General features: G+C 50.5%; 16 protein-coding genes and 1 pseudogene. 2 read left to right on the forward strand and 15 right to left on the reverse strand.

Annotated features, from left to right (window positions below; all coding sequences use genetic code 11):
- From MES37_RS18005 to MES37_RS18050, 10 genes and pseudogenes are all read right to left on the reverse strand, one after another.
- A pseudogene (locus MES37_RS18005) lies at positions 1-150 on the reverse strand (alpha,alpha-trehalose-phosphate synthase); the annotation flags it as partial.
- Positions 125-928, reverse strand: a complete 804-nt coding sequence (gene otsB, locus MES37_RS18010; RefSeq protein WP_064545796.1) for a trehalose-phosphatase — start codon at positions 926-928, stop codon at positions 125-127. The pseudogene MES37_RS18005 and the gene otsB, both read right to left, overlap by 26 nt.
- Before the next feature lie 153 nt (positions 929-1,081).
- A complete protein-coding gene (locus MES37_RS18015; RefSeq protein WP_237932252.1) occupies positions 1,082-2,347 on the reverse strand; it encodes an HAAAP family serine/threonine permease in 1,266 nt (421 codons plus the stop codon).
- A gap of 194 nt (positions 2,348-2,541) precedes the next feature.
- Complete coding sequence (gene araH / locus MES37_RS18020) at positions 2,542-3,561, reverse strand: L-arabinose ABC transporter permease AraH (protein ID WP_064545793.1); 1,020 nt, start codon at positions 3,559-3,561, stop codon at positions 2,542-2,544.
- A gap of 14 nt (positions 3,562-3,575) precedes the next feature.
- Positions 3,576-5,090 carry an L-arabinose ABC transporter ATP-binding protein AraG gene (gene araG, locus MES37_RS18025; protein WP_237932254.1) on the reverse strand — a complete coding sequence of 505 codons (1,515 nt, stop codon included), beginning with the start codon at positions 5,088-5,090 and terminating at the stop codon, positions 3,576-3,578.
- A gap of 110 nt (positions 5,091-5,200) precedes the next feature.
- The gene (locus MES37_RS18030; protein WP_064545789.1) at positions 5,201-6,190 is read right to left on the reverse strand and encodes an arabinose ABC transporter substrate-binding protein; all 990 of its coding nucleotides are present in this window, start codon (positions 6,188-6,190) and stop codon (positions 5,201-5,203) included.
- 398 nt (positions 6,191-6,588) lie between these two features.
- Positions 6,589-7,146, reverse strand: coding sequence for a DJ-1 family glyoxalase III (locus MES37_RS18035; RefSeq protein ID WP_133521673.1), 558 nt, complete (start codon positions 7,144-7,146; stop codon positions 6,589-6,591).
- 45 nt (positions 7,147-7,191) lie between these two features.
- A complete protein-coding gene (locus MES37_RS18040) occupies positions 7,192-8,397 on the reverse strand; it encodes a glycoside hydrolase family 88 protein (protein WP_232887324.1) in 1,206 nt (401 codons plus the stop codon).
- Positions 8,398-8,411: 14 nt separating this feature from the next.
- Positions 8,412-9,686, reverse strand: coding sequence for an oligosaccharide MFS transporter (locus MES37_RS18045; protein WP_370090857.1), 1,275 nt, complete (start codon positions 9,684-9,686; stop codon positions 8,412-8,414).
- Positions 9,687-9,711: 25 nt separating this feature from the next.
- Positions 9,712-11,544, reverse strand: a complete 1,833-nt coding sequence (locus tag MES37_RS18050) for a DUF2264 domain-containing protein (RefSeq protein WP_237932256.1) — start codon at positions 11,542-11,544, stop codon at positions 9,712-9,714.
- Between the two features lie 229 nt (positions 11,545-11,773).
- On the opposite strand from MES37_RS18050, the gene MES37_RS18055 reads away from it, so the two are divergent.
- Positions 11,774-12,640 carry an AraC family transcriptional regulator gene (locus MES37_RS18055; protein WP_064545778.1) on the forward strand — a complete coding sequence of 289 codons (867 nt, stop codon included), beginning with the start codon at positions 11,774-11,776 and terminating at the stop codon, positions 12,638-12,640.
- Positions 12,641-12,918: 278 nt separating this feature from the next.
- Positions 12,919-13,422 carry a non-heme ferritin-like protein gene (locus MES37_RS18060; protein WP_064545776.1) on the forward strand — a complete coding sequence of 168 codons (504 nt, stop codon included), beginning with the start codon at positions 12,919-12,921 and terminating at the stop codon, positions 13,420-13,422.
- Positions 13,423-13,472: 50 nt separating this feature from the next.
- On the opposite strand, the gene MES37_RS18065 is transcribed toward MES37_RS18060, so the two are convergent.
- The 5 genes from MES37_RS18065 to MES37_RS18085 form a co-directional block, all read right to left on the reverse strand.
- Positions 13,473-14,609 carry an alginate lyase family protein gene (locus tag MES37_RS18065; RefSeq protein ID WP_064545774.1) on the reverse strand — a complete coding sequence of 379 codons (1,137 nt, stop codon included), beginning with the start codon at positions 14,607-14,609 and terminating at the stop codon, positions 13,473-13,475.
- Between the two features lie 10 nt (positions 14,610-14,619).
- On the reverse strand, positions 14,620-15,708 hold the full coding sequence (locus MES37_RS18070; RefSeq protein WP_237932258.1) for an ABC transporter ATP-binding protein: 1,089 nt from the start codon (positions 15,706-15,708) through the stop codon (positions 14,620-14,622).
- Positions 15,709-15,718: 10 nt separating this feature from the next.
- On the reverse strand, positions 15,719-16,558 hold the full coding sequence (locus tag MES37_RS18075; protein WP_064545771.1) for a carbohydrate ABC transporter permease: 840 nt from the start codon (positions 16,556-16,558) through the stop codon (positions 15,719-15,721).
- Positions 16,559-16,568: 10 nt separating this feature from the next.
- Complete coding sequence (locus tag MES37_RS18080) at positions 16,569-17,453, reverse strand: carbohydrate ABC transporter permease (protein ID WP_121815643.1); 885 nt, start codon at positions 17,451-17,453, stop codon at positions 16,569-16,571.
- A gap of 127 nt (positions 17,454-17,580) precedes the next feature.
- Complete coding sequence (locus MES37_RS18085; protein WP_237932260.1) at positions 17,581-18,873, reverse strand: ABC transporter substrate-binding protein; 1,293 nt, start codon at positions 18,871-18,873, stop codon at positions 17,581-17,583.
- Positions 18,874-18,881 lie beyond the last annotated feature (8 nt).

An 18,881-nucleotide genomic window follows, 5' to 3' on the forward strand; every position in this document is an offset into this window, starting at 1 on the left:
ATCGGGGTCTCCCACTTCACCGCTCCAGCCAAACCATAATCCACCCGCCGTTTTTAACGCGCCTAAAATTCCCACCGCCAGGCCACCGGCACTGGTTTTTTTATCGTCCGGCGGCGCAATGCGATTAGAGACTACCACTAAGCGGCTCATAATCTTCTCCCCGTAAAATGTCTGACTTTTGTTGTTCTATGTAATGCGTTAATTTTCCAAGCCAGTGATAAACCATGCGCACATTTGCCAGTCGGTAATGGGCACTTGTCACGCCCGCACCGACTTTGATGGTCAGCCCGCCAAGGGCATTGACCTGTTTAAATCCCGCCTCGTCCGTAAGGTCGTCACCAATAAATATCGGGGTGCGCCCGGCAAAAGGCGCTTCCTGCATAAATGCGCGTATCGCGGCCCCTTTGTCGATGCCCAGCGGTTTTAACTCCACCACACATTTCCCTGGCTGTAATGCCAGTTCGGGATAGCGTAACGTCATCGATTTCGCCAGTTCTAAAATGGCATCGGCGGCCTCCGGTGCGTGGCGGTAATGCAGCGCAAAGGCCATGCCTTTGGCTTCAATCTCTGTGCCCGGAAACGGCAGGAGTGCTTCACTTAATTGCTGCTGGAGCGCGTTTACGACCGGCTCAGGTAGGGTCACAACATGGGTTTTATCATTGATGTCACGGCGTTCAGCCCCATGCACGCCCGCAAGCGGGAAGTGAAAGGGTGTCGCGAGCCTATCGAGCTCGGACATTGAGCGCCCTGAAATCAATGCCAGTGCCCCGTTGCTCATCACGGACATTTTTTGCAGTAACGTCCGCACAGCGGCCGGAATGTAGACTTGATCCGGGTGCGGTTTGATTTCTGCTAGCGTGCCATCGAGGTCAAAGAAAAAGGCAAGGTTTCCTGAAAGTAGAGGCGGTACAGATGAGACTTCAGCCACCAGCGGCTCCTCCTTACATGGTTAATCTCGCCACCGTAACGGTAACGAGAGATGATGATTAGCCATGTAAGTATAGACAGGGTGACGGGTGTCGCAATTTTCCAGGATAAATCACCAGGCTGCATGCAGCCTGGTGTCATGGTATGGCAGAGATTAGAAGAAGCTGGCGATCAGGCCTGAAATAGCCACCAGCCCCATGACCGTAACGAACACATTGCTCGCTTTGCCACGGAATTTCGCCAGTGCCGGCACTTTGTGGATAGCGTACATCGGCATGATAAACAGGATCATCGCGATGATTGGGCCGCCCAACGATTCAATCATGCCAAGGATGCTTGGGTTCAGTGTTGCCACCAGCCACAGGCTCAGCAGGAAGAACAGCGCAATCGCTTTATTCAGTTTGCGGTCATCAAAACGCTTGCCGTTGTGGCGAGCAATTTTCTTAACCAGACCATGCAGACCTTCACGCGCGCCCAGGTAGTGACCGAAGAAGGAACTGGAAATCGCCAGAATCGCCACCAGTGGGCCAAAGATGGAGATTAACGGGTTATCGAATTTGTTCGCCAGGAAGCTCAGCATCGAAATATTTTGCTGTTTTGCTGCCAGCAAATCCGCAGGCGTCACGCTCAGAACACAGCTAAAGACGAACAACATGACAAATGCCAGCAGGATCGTCGAGGTTTTACGCAATGTCTGGCTGGATTTTTCATCCGCGTGATTGCCATATTCACGGCGCTGTGACAGCGCAAACGAGGAGATAGCCGGAGAGTGGTTGAAAGCAAACACCAGCACCGGAATGGTCAGCCACATGGTGCTGGTGAAATCGATAGCACTTGGCATCTGCGACAGCGCAGCAGTATTCCAGTGAGGAATCAAATAGAGTGAGAGGAACAGTAAAATACCCACTAACGGGTAAACCATCAGTTCGGTGATTTTCAGCATCACACGTTCGCTGGTCAACATTACCGCCATCAGCGCGACAATCAGCACAATCGACAAAATAGCTCGCGGTGGAGACGCCATTCCCAATTGGTTAACCATCAGAGAATCAATGGTATTGGTGATGCCCACGCCGTAGATCAGCAGAATTGGGTAGATGGCGAAGAAATAGAGCAGTGTAATTAAGATGCCCGCTTTAGCGCCGAAATGCTCTTCCACCACTTCGGTGATGTCGCTGCCAGGGTTACTTGAGGATAAAACAAAACGTGCAAGGCCACGGTGTGCAAGCCAGGTCATCGGCCCAACAATCACCGCGAGGGCGACTAGCGGCCAAAATCCGCCCATTCCGGCGTTGATTGGCAAGAACAACACCCCTGCCCCGACGGCGGTTCCGAACAGACTTAATACCCAAGTGGTATCAAACTTACGATTTTCAGTAACACGTACTTTACTGCTGGTGTAGTTTACATCACTGCTCATTGGCTCATCTCCTTGAGGCCGAATTTCAACGCCGCCAACTATACTTTAGCAGCGTGACTATTTCAGTGATTCACCTCTTGGTTTGCATTAGTTTCTGGACGGAAATACTGATAAGTGAAGTGATGTCACATTAAAAAACTGGTGGATGTCGCTTACGCTAATCCACCGGATGACTTTTCTGCGAGGCCAGGTATTTATACCGTGCGTTTCGCTTTCTGTTTGTAACGGTCAAAGATAACCGCTGCTAACAGGATCAGACCGCGCACCACATACTGCGAAAATGGTGAAATATTCAGTAAGTTCATGGCATTTTCTACGGTGCCGAGAATCAAGATACCGGCAATCACGTAGGAAATTTTGCCAATCCCCCCTTTCAGCGATACACCACCCAATACGCAGGCAGAAATCACAATCAGTTCGTAGCCAATAGAGGTCATTGGCTGGCCGCTGGTCATACGCGAAGCCAGTATTATCCCTGCAGCAGCCGAGACTAAGCCAGAAAGAATGAAGATAATGATTTTGGTGCGCACCACAGGAACACCTGCAAGACGCGCCGCTTCTTCATTACCGCCAATCGCCAGCGTGTTGCGGCCAAACGTGGTTTTATTGAGTAAGAAACCGAAGATTATCAGGCAACCGACCGTCAGCCAGATTGGTGCAGGCAACCCCAACCAGTTGGCATAACCCAGCGTAAAGAAGCGCTCATCTTCAATGCCGACCGCTTTACCATCAGAAATAATGTACGCAAGTCCGCGCACAATCTGCATGGTGGCAAGGGTGGTAATCAGGGCGTTGATTTTCAGCCTGGCGATGACAAAACCGTTAACCAGGCCGCTTAATACGCCAAGCAACAGCCCAGCCGCCACGCCAATCCACAGGCTTTCAGTCAGGTTGATGACCACCGCCGTGGTGACGCCCGCACAGGCAATCACTGACGCAACAGACAAGTCAAAATCACCGGATGCCAGGCAGAACAACATGCCACACGCCACCATTCCCGACATCGAAATGGCTAATCCCAACCCTTTCATGTTCACAAAAGAAGAGAAGTTTGGCACAAAGATGGCGCAGGCGATAAACAGCACCGCGAACACCACCAGCATGCCGTAGTTGTCCCAGATGCGCCCAAGACTTAAAGACGACTTTTTCTTGCTATCGCCCGACGAGGCATTGGTTGATGATGCTTTCGTTGATGATGGAGTCAATGCAGACATTTTTCTCTCCTTACTCATGCGGCTGACGCGCTGTTTTTTGGCATCGCCAGACTTAATGCTTGCTGTTCATTGGCTTCGCCATGCAGCAGTTCACCGGCTATTTCCCCTTCGCGCATCACAATGATGCGGTCGGCAAGCCCTAACACCTCAGGCAAATCGCTGGAGGCAAACAGCACCGCCACACCTTGAGCCGCAAGCGCATAAATCACGTTGTAGATTTCGTGTTTTGCGCCGACGTCGATACCGCGTGTTGGCTCATCTAGCAGAATCACTTTCATCTCTTCTGATAACCAGCGCCCTAAAATCGCTTTTTGTTGGTTACCACCAGAGAGATTCATGATCAGCTGTTCAGCCGATGGGGTTTTGATATTCAGGGAACGGATGTGAGAGGCGGCGTTGTCGGTTTCCCAACGGTTATTAATCAGGCAGCCTGCACTAATATGTTTGCGCCGCGCACTGATATTGATGTTGTCGCGCACCGAGTGCACCGGAATAATACCGTCCGCTTTACGGTCTTCCGGGCAGAGCATCATGCCGGCACGAATCGCATCCGCCGGTTTATTGATGTTGATAACTTCGCCATCAATCTGCACTTTGCCTTCCGTGATGCGCGTGCCGCCAAACATCCCTTTCATTAATTCGCTACGCCCGGCACCGACCAGGCCAAATAGCCCAACGATTTCGCCGCTGCGTACTGAAAGCGAAATCGGCGTGCGCACACCTGGAGCTTTTACGCCCTCAAGCCGCAAACGCTCAGCCCCATGGTCGCGTGCTTGCCAGCCATAAATATCACCAAGATCGCGCCCGACCATCGCCTGTACCAGCGAATCATGGTTGACCTGTTTCATGTCATCGAAGGTGCGCACGTAGCGACCATCTTTGAACACGGTAATCGCATCGCTGAGGGCGAAAATCTCTTCCATACGATGCGAAACGTAAAGGATGACGCGGCCTTCAGCGCGTAATTCACGAATCACGCGGAACAAATTGTCGATTTCACGACGTGAAAGCGAACTGGTGGGTTCATCAAAAGCGATAACTTTTGCGTTACGCGCCAGCGCCTTGGCGATTTCCACCATCTGCCACTGGCCGATAGACAAATATTTGAGCGGCGTGCTCGGGTCAATATCCAGCCCCAGATGCTCAAGCTGTATTTTGGCTTCGTAATTGAGTAGCGAGCGGTTCACAAACCCTGCTTTATGCGGCAGTTGCCCAAGGTAAATATTCTCGGCAACCGACATTTCCGGCACCAGGTGGAGTTCCTGATAAATAATCGCGACACCGGCATTAAGTGCCGCAGGGGTATCAGCAAAAGTAACGGGTTCCCCACGCAGCACAATGCTGCCTTCAGTAGGCGCATAGTTCCCGCTGAGGATTTTCAGCAGCGTTGATTTTCCTGCGCCATTCTCCCCCATTAGAGCGTGAACTTGCCCGGCATAGCAGTCGAAACTGATGTCCTGTAAGGCTTTCACGCCGGGGAAGGTTTTGCCTATACCACGAAAAGAGAGATACGGTGTCTGGTGTTGCATGACATACCCCAATGTCGGATGACGCTTGTGCTTATCCGACCTACAGTTGGTGTTGACGTTGGTGAGATTTGGGTAGGGTGGATGAGCGCAAGCACCATCCACCACAAACTTTACTTACCGCCGAGACCTTTTTTCGCCAGTTCTTCTTTAAAGTTTTCGCGCGTGATCAGCACCACGTCAGTCACTTCGGTGAACTTCGGTGGTTCAGCCCCTTTAGTGACCCAGTTGTAGAGCATTTCGCTGCTCTTATAACCGTGAACGTCCGGGCTTGGCAGCAGTGAACCATAGAAGCCGGTAGCCTGCGCCTTCGACAGCTCGCTTATCGCATCCACCCCATTGATACCTACACCAATCACGTCTGGCGCTTTAAAGCCCTGACCTTCAGTGGCGCGCACGCCGCCCAGCACGGTGTTGTCGTTCATGCCGACAATCAGCCAGTGTTTCACTTCAGGGTGCTGAACCAGCATGGAGTTTGCGGCATCGAATGCCCCAGGGATGTCGTTAGATTTAGTTGGGACTTTGTAGATTTGTTTTTCCGGGAAACCGGCGGCTTTCAGAGCGTCCATCGAGCCAGAAGTACGACGGCGAGCGGTGTCGAGTTCATCTGCTGTAATCGCCATCACCGCCGACTCTTTCACATCCCAGCCACGTTTCTGCATCTCTTTGTACAGCTCTTGCCCCTGGCGCTCGCCGATTTTGGTCGCTGCCATCATCACTAACGGCACGGTGTCCATCGGTGCGCCTTTGGCGGTGACAAACTGGTCATCCACGGCAATCACTTTCATGTCGTAGCTTTTCGCTTTTGCGACAATTGCTGAACCCAGTTTTGGATCTGGCGTACAGATAACAAAACCTTTCGCGCCGCTGGCGGCCAGGCTGTCGATAGCATTAAGGGTTTTTTCGCCGTCCGGAACCGCAATTTTAATCACTTCAAAACCGAGATCTTTGCCGGCTTTATCGGCAAATTTCCATTCAGTCTGGAACCAGGGTTCTTCTGGTTGTTTCACCAGAAAACCGAGCTTCATGGTTTCAGCGATAGCGGATTGTGACATAACCGCCGCAATGCCGATGGCCGCTAGCGCCTTAGTAAATTTGTGCATGGTAAACTCCCGCTCGATCTTATTTTATGTAGGGTAAGGTTTAGTTAAAACAAGCCATTAGCCGTTTCGACTTTTAGCTATTGGGCTTACGATAGTTGTAGCGGGAAATTAATCATCCATAGGAGAGCGCAATCACACGCCAGAAATACAGTAAAAGCGTACATACATTCAGCCATTAAAGGCATAAGAATGAGCAGATATGTATGATGAATTGAGAGGTAATTAGCTGAATTATCCATAAGTACAGCCAGCACATCCTTGCGGCTTTGTTGACTATCAGGCGGGAAATGTATTGATCAGAAAATAAAATGTTTTAATAAAAAACAATGCGGGAGTAATACGATTTTTTTGTTAATACGAATACTCAGGGGAATAAAATATTCCCTGAGTATTCACCACTACCACGGATAATAAATATGATCCGCCTGGTCGCGGGCTGGGGCTTCATCACCTTCCAGACGAGCTGCAACGGTCAATGCAAAATCAAACACTTTGCCCAGCCCCCTTCCGCTAATCAGATTACCGTCTTCCACAACATCAGCGTCAACATATTCACCGTCTTTCACCTGCTGCCATAAATCACCGGAGCAGACGTAACGGCGACCTTTCAATAAACCATTTCCACCCAATACACGTGCCGCGGCGGAGCAAATCGGGCAGATAAATTTGCCCTGTTCGTCATGACGGCGCACGAAGGCAATCACACTGGCGCAACCTGCCAAAAAGGTGCTGCCTTCCGGGCCGCCGGGTAAAACCACAGCATCAAAGGTTTCATCAAAACATTCGCTTAATGTGGCATCGGCAACCATCGGAATATCGTGGTAACTCACCACGGCGCGCGTATCTACGCAAGACAGTGTACGAACGTTAACTTGAAGGCGGCGCAAAATATCAATAATGACAATAGCTTCACCTTCTTCAAAACCAGGAGCCAGCAGAACAGCAACAGTTTTCATTCCAACTCTCCATGTTGCCCCCGCAGGCCTGCGGGGGCGAAATATTTACCAGTAGAGATTCCATACCTTGCGCACGCGGGTCAGTGCTTCCAGGTAGAAATAGTCACCCCAACTACAGCATTCATCGACACCTTTGCCGCTTGCCATGTGATAAACCGAGTGTTTCAACAAGCCTTCACACGCTTCATCGTCGCGTGCCAGGTAGTTATCCGTCAGTGACTGGATAATACGCAGCGCCATCTCTTCATAATGGGCACGATGTTCATCCAACACCGGCAGCGTGTTGACCAGTTCCAGCAAGCCACAGGCGGTAATCGCCGCCGCCGAGCTATCACGCACCGCATCGGTTCCCAGCAATGCCAGATCCCAATGACAGACATCATCTTCCGGCAAGCGGTTGATAAAGTAATGTGCCAGGCTGCGGGTGAGATCCACCATGCTGGTGTCACCGGTGTACAGGTAAGTGAGCAAGAAACCATAGATGCCCCAAGCCTGCCCACGCGACCAACACGAAGTGTCACTGAAGCCCTGATGCGTATTACCAAATCGTGGCTCGCCCGTTTCCACATCCATATAGAAAGTATGGAAAGTGGAAGAATCCGGACGCACGATATATTTTGCCGCCTGCTGTGCGTGTGCTGTTGCCGCTTGCGCGTAACGCGCATCACCCGTTTGTTCACTTGCCCAATAAAGCAGCGGAAGGTTCATATTGCAGTCAATAATCATCCGCCCCTGTTGTTCCGGGTCATTCAAATCGCCCCACGCCTGGATGATTTTGGCGACCGGGTTGTAACGTTCCATCAAAATGTCAGCCGCTTGCAGCGCAGTCTGACGAGCCGTTTCATTACCCGTTAACCGCCAGGCATTGATGCATGACAAGGTATAAAGAAAGCCCAGGTCATGAGTCGCGGTTTCAATACGCTGGTCTAAACGTTCCGCGAAAGAGGGCAAGTAGCGCTCGGCGGCTTGACGATATTTGTCATCGCCGGTCAACTCCCACATCAGCCACAACTGGCCAGTCCAAAAACTGGTTGTCCATTCGACGTTGCCTGTTGGTGCCCATTTTCCGCCTTCACAGGCTTCATTTGGGAACTTGTCACCCAGGGCAATGATGTTTTTGTCCATTTTTTTGGTCACGCTTTTTAACGCGGCATCCAGTTTGCGATTCAGTGCCAGACGGTCAACCTGATGTAATTCAATCGGGCGCAGCGGCTCGGTCACGACTTTTTCAGTGGCAACAGTACGGGTCATAACGTCTCCTAAAATTAATGTTTTACCGGCTCGGCCGGTGCGGTATTTAAAGCGGGTGCGAAATTGCGGGACTCATCGCGCTTTGACTGGCAGCGCGAGAGTGTGAAAGCAGAAACCAGGGTGAACAGCAGCGCACAACTTCCCATGATTAAGTAGGTCTGCCCGAAGCCAATTTTGTCGTACAGATATCCGGCTGGCGGTGCCACAACCACGGAACCGACGTAGATCATGGCCTGATAACCCAGTAGATACATGGTGGCGTTAATTTTTTTGTCGAAGTGCTCCGCGATGTATTTGAATACCGAAATCAGCAGTAGCGAGATCTCAACACCGTAGAACGGTTTGATGATCGAGATGATCAGCGGGTCGCTGGTCAGGCCGGATGCAATCAGACGGGCTCCGACTACGCAGCCACAGAACAGCAACCCTTTTTTGGCACCGTAGTGATTTACCAGCAACGGGATGAACATCATCATCACGAATTCCATGCCGGACTGGACGGTGCTCAGGTAGCCGTACCACGCATTGCCCTGCTCTTTGGTGTCGAAGAACGAAACGAAGTAACGCGGGAACTGCTGTTCAGCAACAAACATCATCCATGCCACACCGGCGACATAGAGGCTAAACATCCAGAATTTGCGGTTTTTCAGTAACATCAGCACATCGGCAAAGACGATTTTGTTTGCGGAAATCACGTTGTTACTCCGCAGTTGCTCGTCGCCAATTTTCAGGCTGACCAACATCAGGAGCATCAGCACTGACGTGGCGCTGCTGACAAGGAAGTTGGCCAGCGGCGTGTAGTTGAACAGCAAACCGGAAACCGAAGCGGCCATTGCCCAGCCCAGTGAACCCCACATACGAATGCGCCCAAACTCCAGACCATACATGCGGCTAAAGCGGTCAGCATAGGATTCGGAAGCGGCCACACCGGCATACCAGCCCAGGCTTAGGTACAGCGCACCAATCACAATCCCCACCATGGTGTGCGTCAGTAATAAAGGTTGGTAGATGAAAACAAAGAACGGGGCCATCAGTGCGGAAACGGCGCAGACAAAATAGAGCAGCCATTTACTCATGCCGATCTTATCCATGATGTAGCCATAGACCGGTTTCATCACTACGGCAAAGACTCCGTTGATAGCAAAAACACTACCGATCGTGATGCTGTCTAAACCGACTTTTTGACTCAGCCACAAGGCATATAGCCCGAAGCTTGAGGACCAGGTGAAAAAGTAGAGAAAAATGAAACTGCTCATTTTTATTTGCGCGGTACGCGTTATTGTCGACATGTTCATTGGTGTTTCTCCAGAATCATCACGGCAGTTTATTCAACATGATTTGTGTTTCGAGCTTACCCATCACCAGGCGCACAACACCCTCGCTGACCATGGCTTGTGGGCGAGTGTTCGCATCAAATACCGCTGAATCCCCTGCCCAGACAGCACTGATTAACAGATGCGTGCCTTTACTCAACTCCCCTTTCAACAGCGGAACCGCAGCCCGTTCAGCAAAGAGCAGATTGCTGTTTGGCGGCGTTAACACCTGGTCGCCATTGCGCGGTTGCGGGCTCAAACAGTAAATGGCACTGGTATCCGTGACGGAGGTCAGTTGGCAGCAAGCTTTCGCCATTTGCGCTTCGGGAAGCGGACGGTTTGGCAGGCTGAAACCGCCTTCAGCACAATCCAGTTCACGTTCGGTTTTGAGGGAATGCACACGCACCTGCCAGTCGCCCAGCGGCAGTAACCAGGTGTCGATAGTCACGTCATTCCATGGCAGCCAACGGCTGTAAATCATGCCATCCGCGGTTGTGACGTTCTGGCAATCGCGACGCCCACGCCAGTAATCGTCTTTTTCAGATAACAGCAACATCGAATCTGGAGCCGCGTGATTTAAGCCGTAACGCCCCCGCTCAATGGTGAAACCATAGCGTGTGGAATAAGCAAATTTGCAGTATTTAGCTTCGGTATTAACGAAGTTATTCAGCTCAAGCTGGCCGGAAGTTAGCATCCATAAATGATTAGGCTGATGAACCAGAATTTGCGCAGCATGAGGAATGCTATGGTGTGCGTCACCAGGTGGCAGCGGCAACTCTTGCGCCTGCCAGAAGGCATCGTCCTGGCCTAACGCCAGCACCAATACGGTTTTTAGCCCCCAGTACGGAGAGCCCGGTGCGTTGTAATCTTCCGCCATGACAAGATTTGGGTAGCTGTAACCGACGCTCAGCACACCATCGCGGTCGAACAGCGGTTGTTGCAGCCACCAGCGTAAATGGCGTAGAACAATGCCCTTTACCACGCCAGGTTCAAAGACTTCCAGCCCGGCAAATGCCGCAGCACTCCAGAATGCGCCCTGTGCGAAGCGATAAGTCAGGCTGCGGCCAAAGGGAATAGCAGCGCCGTCGTCCGCAAAGAAATGGATAAAGTCGGCAGCGAACAGGGCCGCCCGCTCGCGCAGTTTATTGCAACGTTCAGGATCAACATCCGCCATTAATTTGGCGTAAATCAGCCCGTAGAAATGGAAGCCCATCGAAATATAGTAATCACGCGGGCGTCCTGGGCCGTCTGAATACCAGCCATCGCCGAGATAATATTGTTCCATGGCAGCAAAATGCGTTTCCAGCGCATCAGTATTGTTCGGCATTCCACAACGATGGAAACCTACCTGCACCAGAATTGGGAAGAAATGCCAGTTGTTATCTGGAATATCCTGGTTTTCACTTTGCCTGAGCCACTGCCAAAGATGCTGTTTTTCTTGTTCATTGAAATGCGCCAGCAGCGGCTTATGCGCTATCGCCAGCATTAACCCGTAGGCTGCCATTTCCACAATGCGCTGATCGAAAGGTGCCACCTCCCCCCAATAATCTGCGTGCTCCGGGTTAGTACCGTTTTTTATCGCCTGGATATAAAAAGAGAATAGCTCTGGTTCACTTCCGCCCGCCAGCAATGGAGTCACACCCCACAGCAAACGCGAGAAAGTTTCCATATTGGCAATCTGCTGGCCGTAATGTGCAGTGAAATTAGCAAGGTCGACCCGACTGGCATCTTTTTTAAAGAATGGCGAAACGGCATTCAATAATTCGTTAACCAGTTTTTGTAGATCGTCCCTGCTTTCAAGGCGGTTGTTTATTGTAATGTTTTTAGGTTGCAAGATGTCCTCCCGTTAAACACGAGAATAGAGTAAGTTATTGTTATAGCTATTTTTCAGTGCGCTAATACTTCGCGTTGATGAACAGATTAGTCGCTTTTATTCAAGGCTCAGAGTGAGCCGCATCACAAAAATAAACCGCCATTTCAATTTCGCTGGATTTTTCTATTCGCAAGGTGAATAAATTACAAATGATGGCGTAAAAACTTAAATTTGTTGTCCTGGAGGGGAAATGAGCGAAGCACAATTGATGGAGCGCATCACACTTGATAGCCAGGTTATCTCATTTCACCGTTTACGCGCTTCAAGTGCTCAGTACTATCACTGGCATCAATGTGTTGAATTTCTCTATATTTCAAAAGGCTATGGCATTGTTGTCGTGGATAATCAACATTACACCGCGCGGCCTGGCCGGTTATTTATTTTCCCACCGTTCCGTTTGCACAAAGTGCATGTCGAAGCCAGTGACAAAAACCAGTATCACCGCACCACTATGCACATTGAGCACTCTTCAGTGATCGGCTCTTTGCAGGCATTTGCGCGCCAACAGGCTCAATTTTCAGCCCTGGCCGCCAGCAACGTGCCCGCGCAGGTGTACGATTTGAGTGAACAGGCAGAATTTATGGAAGTGATTCTTGGCGGGTTCGATAAGCTGGACCCGACAGCGCACTCAACGGCCAGTGATGTTGCGTTTATGGTGATGCAGATTATGGCGTTTCTCCCCGCGCAGCCGCAGGCATTTATCCCGCAACAGCCTACGGTTGCCTCGCGCATCATGCAGTGGGTCGAGAATAATTACAGCACCAAGTTTTCACTGGATGAACTTGCACAATCTATTGGATTATCGCGCAGCTACACTTCACGTATTTTTCGCCAGCAGACCGGCGGCAGTATTCATGAGTACTTACTGACGCGGCGCATCAAGAAAAGCTGCGACCTGTTGCGCACTTCGCCGTTAAGCATTGACGCCATCGCTCAGGAAGTGGGGTTTATCGAGGACACTTATTTCATTACTTGTTTTAAGAAGATGATGAATCAAACTCCGTTGCAGTACCGGAAACAGTCACGAGCGCAATTATCCGATGGGCAGAAAATATGATCTAACACAATAAACAAGCACTAGCCTATTCCAGTACTCAGCTGTGAATCACAATTTAGCTCATTATATTTATAGAATATAAAAACAAAGTCGCGCATTAATAATCATTTCATTTTTAGCCTTTGCTATTTATTAGTACTCCAGGCTGAAAATAGTGATAAAACGACATAATTAATAGTTCTCCGAATACCCCTAAAGAGGTATGGTTTAAACATCCCCATGAATTTTTATTGTTTACCCCATCTTCACCGATGTTCCGATTCAATAAAGGAATGATTATGGCAACTTCCGGCATGGTTCAAAGACTTAACTTACAGATAAACCGCGACTTCTACTCCTCCAACCTTTATTTGCGCTTAAGTCACTGGTGCTCCGAAAAGAGTTTAACGGGCACAGCGATCTTTTTAAGAAATCAGGCACAATGCAGCGTCACGCAAATGATGCGTATTTTTACTTTTATGAAGCAAGCCGGTGGTAATCCTATTGTGGCGACGATTGAAGAACCGCCACGCGAATGCGATTCATTAGAAACGTTGTTCGAGCAAACGGTGGCCGATTATGACCAACGTTGCGCGACATTAACCACACTGACCGCAGAAGCTACCGCATTAAATGATTTCTCGACGCTCACTTTCCTGAAAACCATGGATCGGGAGCAGCAAGACGAAGGTGTGTTGCTCAATACCATTCTCGATGAAGTCCGTAATGCACATAAAGCCGGAATGTGCATGAGCCAGACCGATGAGCATTTGACGAATTTGGTGAATCATCAGCAGCATTGAGGCCTTTTGGTCGGGTCAATGACTAAGGCCCTGCCAGGTCACACCCTTGCCTAAGCGCACCACATCAGTTGTTCATGCAGACCCAGGGTATCTTCAGGGAAGCTGCCCAACACGGTTTTATAACGCGCAGCCTCTTTGGGATACCCGCGCATCGATTGCAATATGATGCGCAAGGCGCTATCCCAGACAATGCCTTGTAAATCACTGTACGGCCATAAATCCGGGTCGGCGATAAACGGCATCAAATAATCGATACCGAGCTTCACACTTCGGCCATCCTGCACGGCATTCCAGCGGTCAAACTCGACATGCTCAGCGTAACGGTTCAACAACAAATGCGCTTCAAGGTTAAACAAGGAATAGTGGAACGGCACCGGACGCTCCAGTTCCATTGTCTGTTTCCCTTCCTGGTCGATTTGCGCCGCCATGCGTTGGGTTATCCCCTGCTGAATGATGCGAGCCACTAGCCCTTTATCACCATAGAACAGTGCATTAGCCGCACGCTGTGCGTCATACCAGGTGCCGTGGTTGTTATGCCAGACATATTCAGAGTGACCCACATCGCTGTAAAACATCCAGTGATTAAAGTCCCTGAACCATTGGTGCAAACCGATAATGTCGTCGGTATCCAACACTCCCGCGGGGCTAATCAGGCCAATGGCATCAATCACCATCCATAACAAGCGCGTATCGATAAGCCCGGTACCACGGCCAGAAACAATCCCTGGGATCGCCTGACCGTAGTTCAAATGCGGATTCATCCGCGTTTGTTCGTCAAGGAACCAGCATTTGATTTGTTCCGCCGCCGCCTGCGCGTACTTGCGCTGTCCAGTGAAGTACCACGCCAGCCCAAGCGTCAGGCTGCGTTCACACATACGGATTATACGCGTGGTATCCGTGTCGTTATTCTGACATTGCGGGTTGGTGTGCCCATCGCGACGAATATACGGCAGGCCGTTAGGCCTGCGCGGATTGGGCCACCAGTATGTCCCCAGGCTGTAGTAATCATGTGGATCGCCACTCACCGGACGCAATTTTTTATGCACCACGCTTTCCAGCGGTTGACCACGGAGTTTATCCGCCTCTCTGACCAGCTGACCCAGTGCCAGCTGTAACGGAGAAAAAGGCTGCTGTAAGCCACGGCGAGCATTCTCAAGACACGTCACATCCAGGGTATACAACTTCATTTACTGCTCCTTAATGACAGGCTATTCGCTGCCCACTTTCGGCATCAAAAATGTGGATACCGGTCAGTCGAGGCTGCAACCATACCGTTTCCCCCTCCCGAACATTTAAGCGTTGCTTAAACACCGAAGTAAATGCACCGCCTCCTGTGTTACAGAATAACTGCATATCAGAACCGGTATTTTCGATGGCTGTGATGGTCGCTTTCAGCGCCCCGCCCTGTTCTGCTTCGCTCACTACATTGACCTGTTCCGGGCGAATCGCATACACCACTTTTTGCTGCGGCTGGACTTGTACGCCCGGCGGCAAGCTTAACAAAGAGCCATCATTGAGGCGTAACATCATCTCGCCGTTTTGTAGTGTCACTTCACCTTTTAACTGATTGATTTCAGGCGAACCGATAAATCCGGCAACGAACAAATTAGCCGGACGGTCGTATAACTCCAGCGGGCTACCCACCTGCTCAATACGCCCTTCCCGCAGTACCACGATCATCTGCCCCATGGTCATGGCTTCAATTTGGTCATGCGTCACGTACACCGAGGTGGTTTTCAGGCGGCGATGCAGTTCGCGGATTTCACCACGTACCTGAGTACGCAATTTTGCATCAAGGTTAGAGAGCGGTTCATCGAACAAAAACACCTGAGGATTACGTACAATGGCGCGCCCCATCGCTACGCGCTGACGCTGGCCGCCGGAAAGATCTTTTGGCAAACGATCCAGCAGGACGCCTAGTCCGAGCAGATCAGCGGCCGCTTCCACTTTTTGGCTGATTTCCGCTTTAGGCAGTTTTGCCATTTTGAGCGCAAAACCCATGTTTTCGCGCACTGTCATTTGCGGATACAGTGCGTAACTCTGGAACACCATCGCGATATCACGCAGCTTTGGCTCAACGTCAGTGACATCCTTCTCATTGATCGCAACCTGGCCGCCAGTAATTTCCTCTAGCCCGGCGATCATGCGCAACAGCGTTGATTTCCCACAGCCACTTGGGCCAACCAACACACAGAACTCTCCATCTGGAATAGTCAAAGAGACATCTTTGATGACATGCACATCACCATATGATTTACAGACATTTTTCAGTACCACGGAACCCATGTGTCGCTCCTTATCCTTTGACCGCGCCGGACATAATCCCGCGATTGAAATGTTTTTGCAGACCGAGATAAACAATGATGCTTGGCAACATCGCCAGTAAGGTGATGGCAATGAAAATGTTTGGTGTAATACTTTCGTCCGTACGCAGACGGCCAAGAATAACCGGGATGGTATTCAGGCTGTCATGGTTCACCACAATTAGCGGCAGCAGGTACTGGTCCCAAATCATGATGAAGCCAAACGTCACAACGGTGCCGAGTGCCGGTTTCACCAGCGGTAAAATGACGTGGAAGAATATTTGCCACTCATTTGCCCCATCGATACGCGCCGCCTCTTCCAGCTCTTTAGGGATCGCCGCCATAAATTCGCTTAAGACGAAGATCGAAAACGCCCAACCCACAACCGGCATAATCATGCCCAGATAGGTGTTGTAGAGTGACGAATCAATCAGCGGCAGTTGCCAGTTGATAATCATGTACAGCGGAATGGCGATCACTTCCTCCGGCAGCATCATGGTGGAAAGAATGACCAGACTAACCAATGAAACGCCGATGAACTTCTTGCGTGCCAACGCATAGGCGGCAAGCGCACTAACGGCAACCTGCAAAATGGTGCCAAAGAACACCACCACCATTGAGTTCAGCAAATATTGCCAGACGCCAATGTCTTGCCAGGCAAAGATAAAGTTCTCCATGGAAAACTCATTTGGCCATGCCAGCAGTTCACCCGGTTTAACCGGTGCTCCGCTAAAGGCCGTGGCGACAATGCCCCAGAATGGCCCGACAAATACAATTAACAGCAAGCCATAAATCATCCAGCGGCCTACGGTATCCCAACGTTTACCTAACATGGGCGGCTCCTTAATAGCGGGCGATGCGCTTTTTCAAAGTGAGATGACAAATCGTCAACACGACGGTGAAAGCGAATAACAGGAACGACACCGCCGAAGCATAGCCGTAGTCAAATTGCTCAAAACCGAGTTTGTAGATATGAGTCATGATCATTTCAGTGGCGCCGGATGGCCCCCCCCCCGTAGTGGCATACACTTCTGCAAACACACGGAAGCCACGAATAAATGACAACATCAGCACCACAGAAATCGCCGGGATCATGCCAGGCAACGTGACGTAACGCAGTCGGTTCCACCAGTTCGCACCATCCACGTTTGAAGCGTCGTACAAGTCACGGCTAATTCCCGCCAACCCAGCAATAAAGATCACCATGTTGTACGGTACTGCTTTCCAGATATGCAGCAGCATGATCACCCAAAGCGACTGATCGGCACTGGCCAGGAACCCCTGGTCGGCAATACCGAACCAGCTCAAGATGTGGTTCACAACACCATTAGGCGTTGGGTTGAACAAGATACGCCACATTTCGGCGACGATTGCTGCACTGGTGACCGCGGGTAAGAAAATCGCCGTACGGATGAAACGCAAATGGCGAGCAGGCCCTTCAAGCAACATGGCAAGGAAGAATGCCAAAACCGCCCCGACCACCATTGTCACCACCACATACAGGAAGGTGTTAAAAACTGCCGAATGCAGTTCTATGTCGGCGAACGCGCGTGCAAAGTTGGCAAATCCAACCCATTCATCTGGTTGATTGAAGTTCACTTTGTAAAAACTCATCACCAGGCCTTGCAGCATCGGGATGAATTTAAACCAGGTGAAAATGACCAGTGCCGGAGCGAGGAAAAGCCATGGCACCAGATTTCGTTTCTGGCGAGGAGTCAACATCGTTATTTTCACTCATTTTTTACGGTTTTCGTTATTACCCCTCACTCTTGCCATCTCCCCTAAGGAGAGCGAAAGTTCTTTCCCCCTCTCCCGATGGAAGAGGGATGGGGTGAGGGTTACGTTATAACTACCCTTACTTCGCCAGTACCTGCTGTTTGGCAAGTTCAGCGTTGACCTTCTCGTTGGTGGTTTTGAGTTCAGCGGCAATATCGCTATTGCAGTCCGCCAGAATGCGGTTAAAGCCATCGGCGGTTATTTGGCGAATTGGCGTCCAGTTTGGAACTTGCGGCACGTAACGGCCTTGTTCAGCGTAAAGTTTGGCGAAAGTTGCCCAGCGTTCATCGTTGTAAACCGCCTGGGTATCGACCAATTTATTGACAGGCATACGGACCACAGGCATGTGTTTACTGCCTTTACCCATGCCAATTTCTTGCCCCTCCTGGGAAATCATAAATTCAATAAATTTGCGCGCCGCCTCTTTGTTTTTACTGCTTTTCATCATGAAGACCGTGGTGCCTTCCGCAAGCGTCGCACTCCCTTTTGGTCCAGTTAGGGTCACCACTTCGAAGTTGTCCTTACCCGGGTCTTTATCAAATAAAGCGATGTGATAAGGGCCGGTGAAGAACATCCCGGTTTGGCCGGATCGGAAGGACGGAATGATGTCGGCGGTCGTGGCGTTAATAGCTCCAGGTTGCACGACTTTTTCGCACAACATGCCGCGCATAAATTGCAACGTTTCGCGGGCCTCAGGTTCGTCTAGCGAAGCTTTAAACTCCCCCTTCGCACCTTCACGAATAAAATCGCCACCGGCTTGCCACAAGAAGGCACTCATAAACCAGCTAGCGTAGCCGCGTGTGGTTGAGCCCGGGAGCAAAAAGCCGTAGGTGTCGTTTTTGCCGTTGCCGTCAGGGTCCTGAGTGGTAAAGGCCTTGGCTAATTTTTCGACGTCACTCCATGTTTTTGGCGCAGGCATCCCTAATTTTTCACGCCAGTCTTTACGCACAAAGAGCGCGAAGGTTTGGGCCGAAGTGGGGACGCCGTAGAATTTACCGTCGGTATAGCGGGTACTTTCCCAGGCGGTCGGGTAAAGGTTTTCACCACCGGCAATAGTTTTCGGGTCAATTTCTTCCGCGATACCGAGCTGGATGAATTGTCCGATGGCGACCGCATCGTTAAAAATCAGGTCAGGTAGTGCATTACCGGCTGCCGCGCGCGCCAGTCGCTGTTCGAAGTCGGTGGTAGCATTAAAGTACTCGATTTTAATGCCGGTCTTTTGCTCAAAGGTTTCGGCCTCTTGTTTGTAAATATTTTTGGAGTCGTTACTGGCACGAATCCAGACGTTCAAAGTTTCTGCTGCAAAGGTTTGCGATGCACTTAAACCAAGAGCAGAGATCAGTAATGCGGATTTTAATTTTGTAGGGAACATTTATATTC

The organism is Buttiauxella sp. S19-1, assembly GCF_022134725.1.
Taxonomy (GTDB): Bacteria; Pseudomonadota; Gammaproteobacteria; order Enterobacterales; family Enterobacteriaceae; genus Buttiauxella; species Buttiauxella ferragutiae.

Bases quoted from the DNA above. Each gene is read 5' to 3' on its own strand.
- MES37_RS18040 (WP_232887324.1), bottom strand. From the start codon at position 8,397: ATGACCCGTACTGTTGCCACTGAAAAAGTCGTGACCGAGCCGCTGCGC.
- MES37_RS18070 (WP_237932258.1), bottom strand. From the start codon at position 15,708: ATGGGTTCCGTGGTACTGAAAAATGTCTGTAAATCATATGGTGATGTG.
- MES37_RS18065 (WP_064545774.1), bottom strand. From the start codon at position 14,609: ATGAAGTTGTATACCCTGGATGTGACGTGTCTTGAGAATGCTCGCCGT.
- araH (WP_064545793.1), bottom strand. From the start codon at position 3,561: ATGTCTGCATTGACTCCATCATCAACGAAAGCATCATCAACCAATGCC.
- MES37_RS18015 (WP_237932252.1), bottom strand. From the start codon at position 2,347: ATGAGCAGTGATGTAAACTACACCAGCAGTAAAGTACGTGTTACTGAA.
- MES37_RS18045 (WP_370090857.1), bottom strand. From the start codon at position 9,686: ATGTCGACAATAACGCGTACCGCGCAAATAAAAATGAGCAGTTTCATT.
- MES37_RS18035 (WP_133521673.1), bottom strand. From the start codon at position 7,146: ATGAAAACTGTTGCTGTTCTGCTGGCTCCTGGTTTTGAAGAAGGTGAA.
- MES37_RS18030 (WP_064545789.1), bottom strand. From the start codon at position 6,190: ATGCACAAATTTACTAAGGCGCTAGCGGCCATCGGCATTGCGGCGGTT.
- MES37_RS18085 (WP_237932260.1), bottom strand. From the start codon at position 18,873: ATGTTCCCTACAAAATTAAAATCCGCATTACTGATCTCTGCTCTTGGT.
- MES37_RS18060 (WP_064545776.1), top strand. From the start codon at position 12,919: ATGGCAACTTCCGGCATGGTTCAAAGACTTAACTTACAGATAAACCGC.
- MES37_RS18055 (WP_064545778.1), top strand. From the start codon at position 11,774: ATGAGCGAAGCACAATTGATGGAGCGCATCACACTTGATAGCCAGGTT.
- araG (WP_237932254.1), bottom strand. From the start codon at position 5,090: ATGCAACACCAGACACCGTATCTCTCTTTTCGTGGTATAGGCAAAACC.
- MES37_RS18075 (WP_064545771.1), bottom strand. From the start codon at position 16,558: ATGTTAGGTAAACGTTGGGATACCGTAGGCCGCTGGATGATTTATGGC.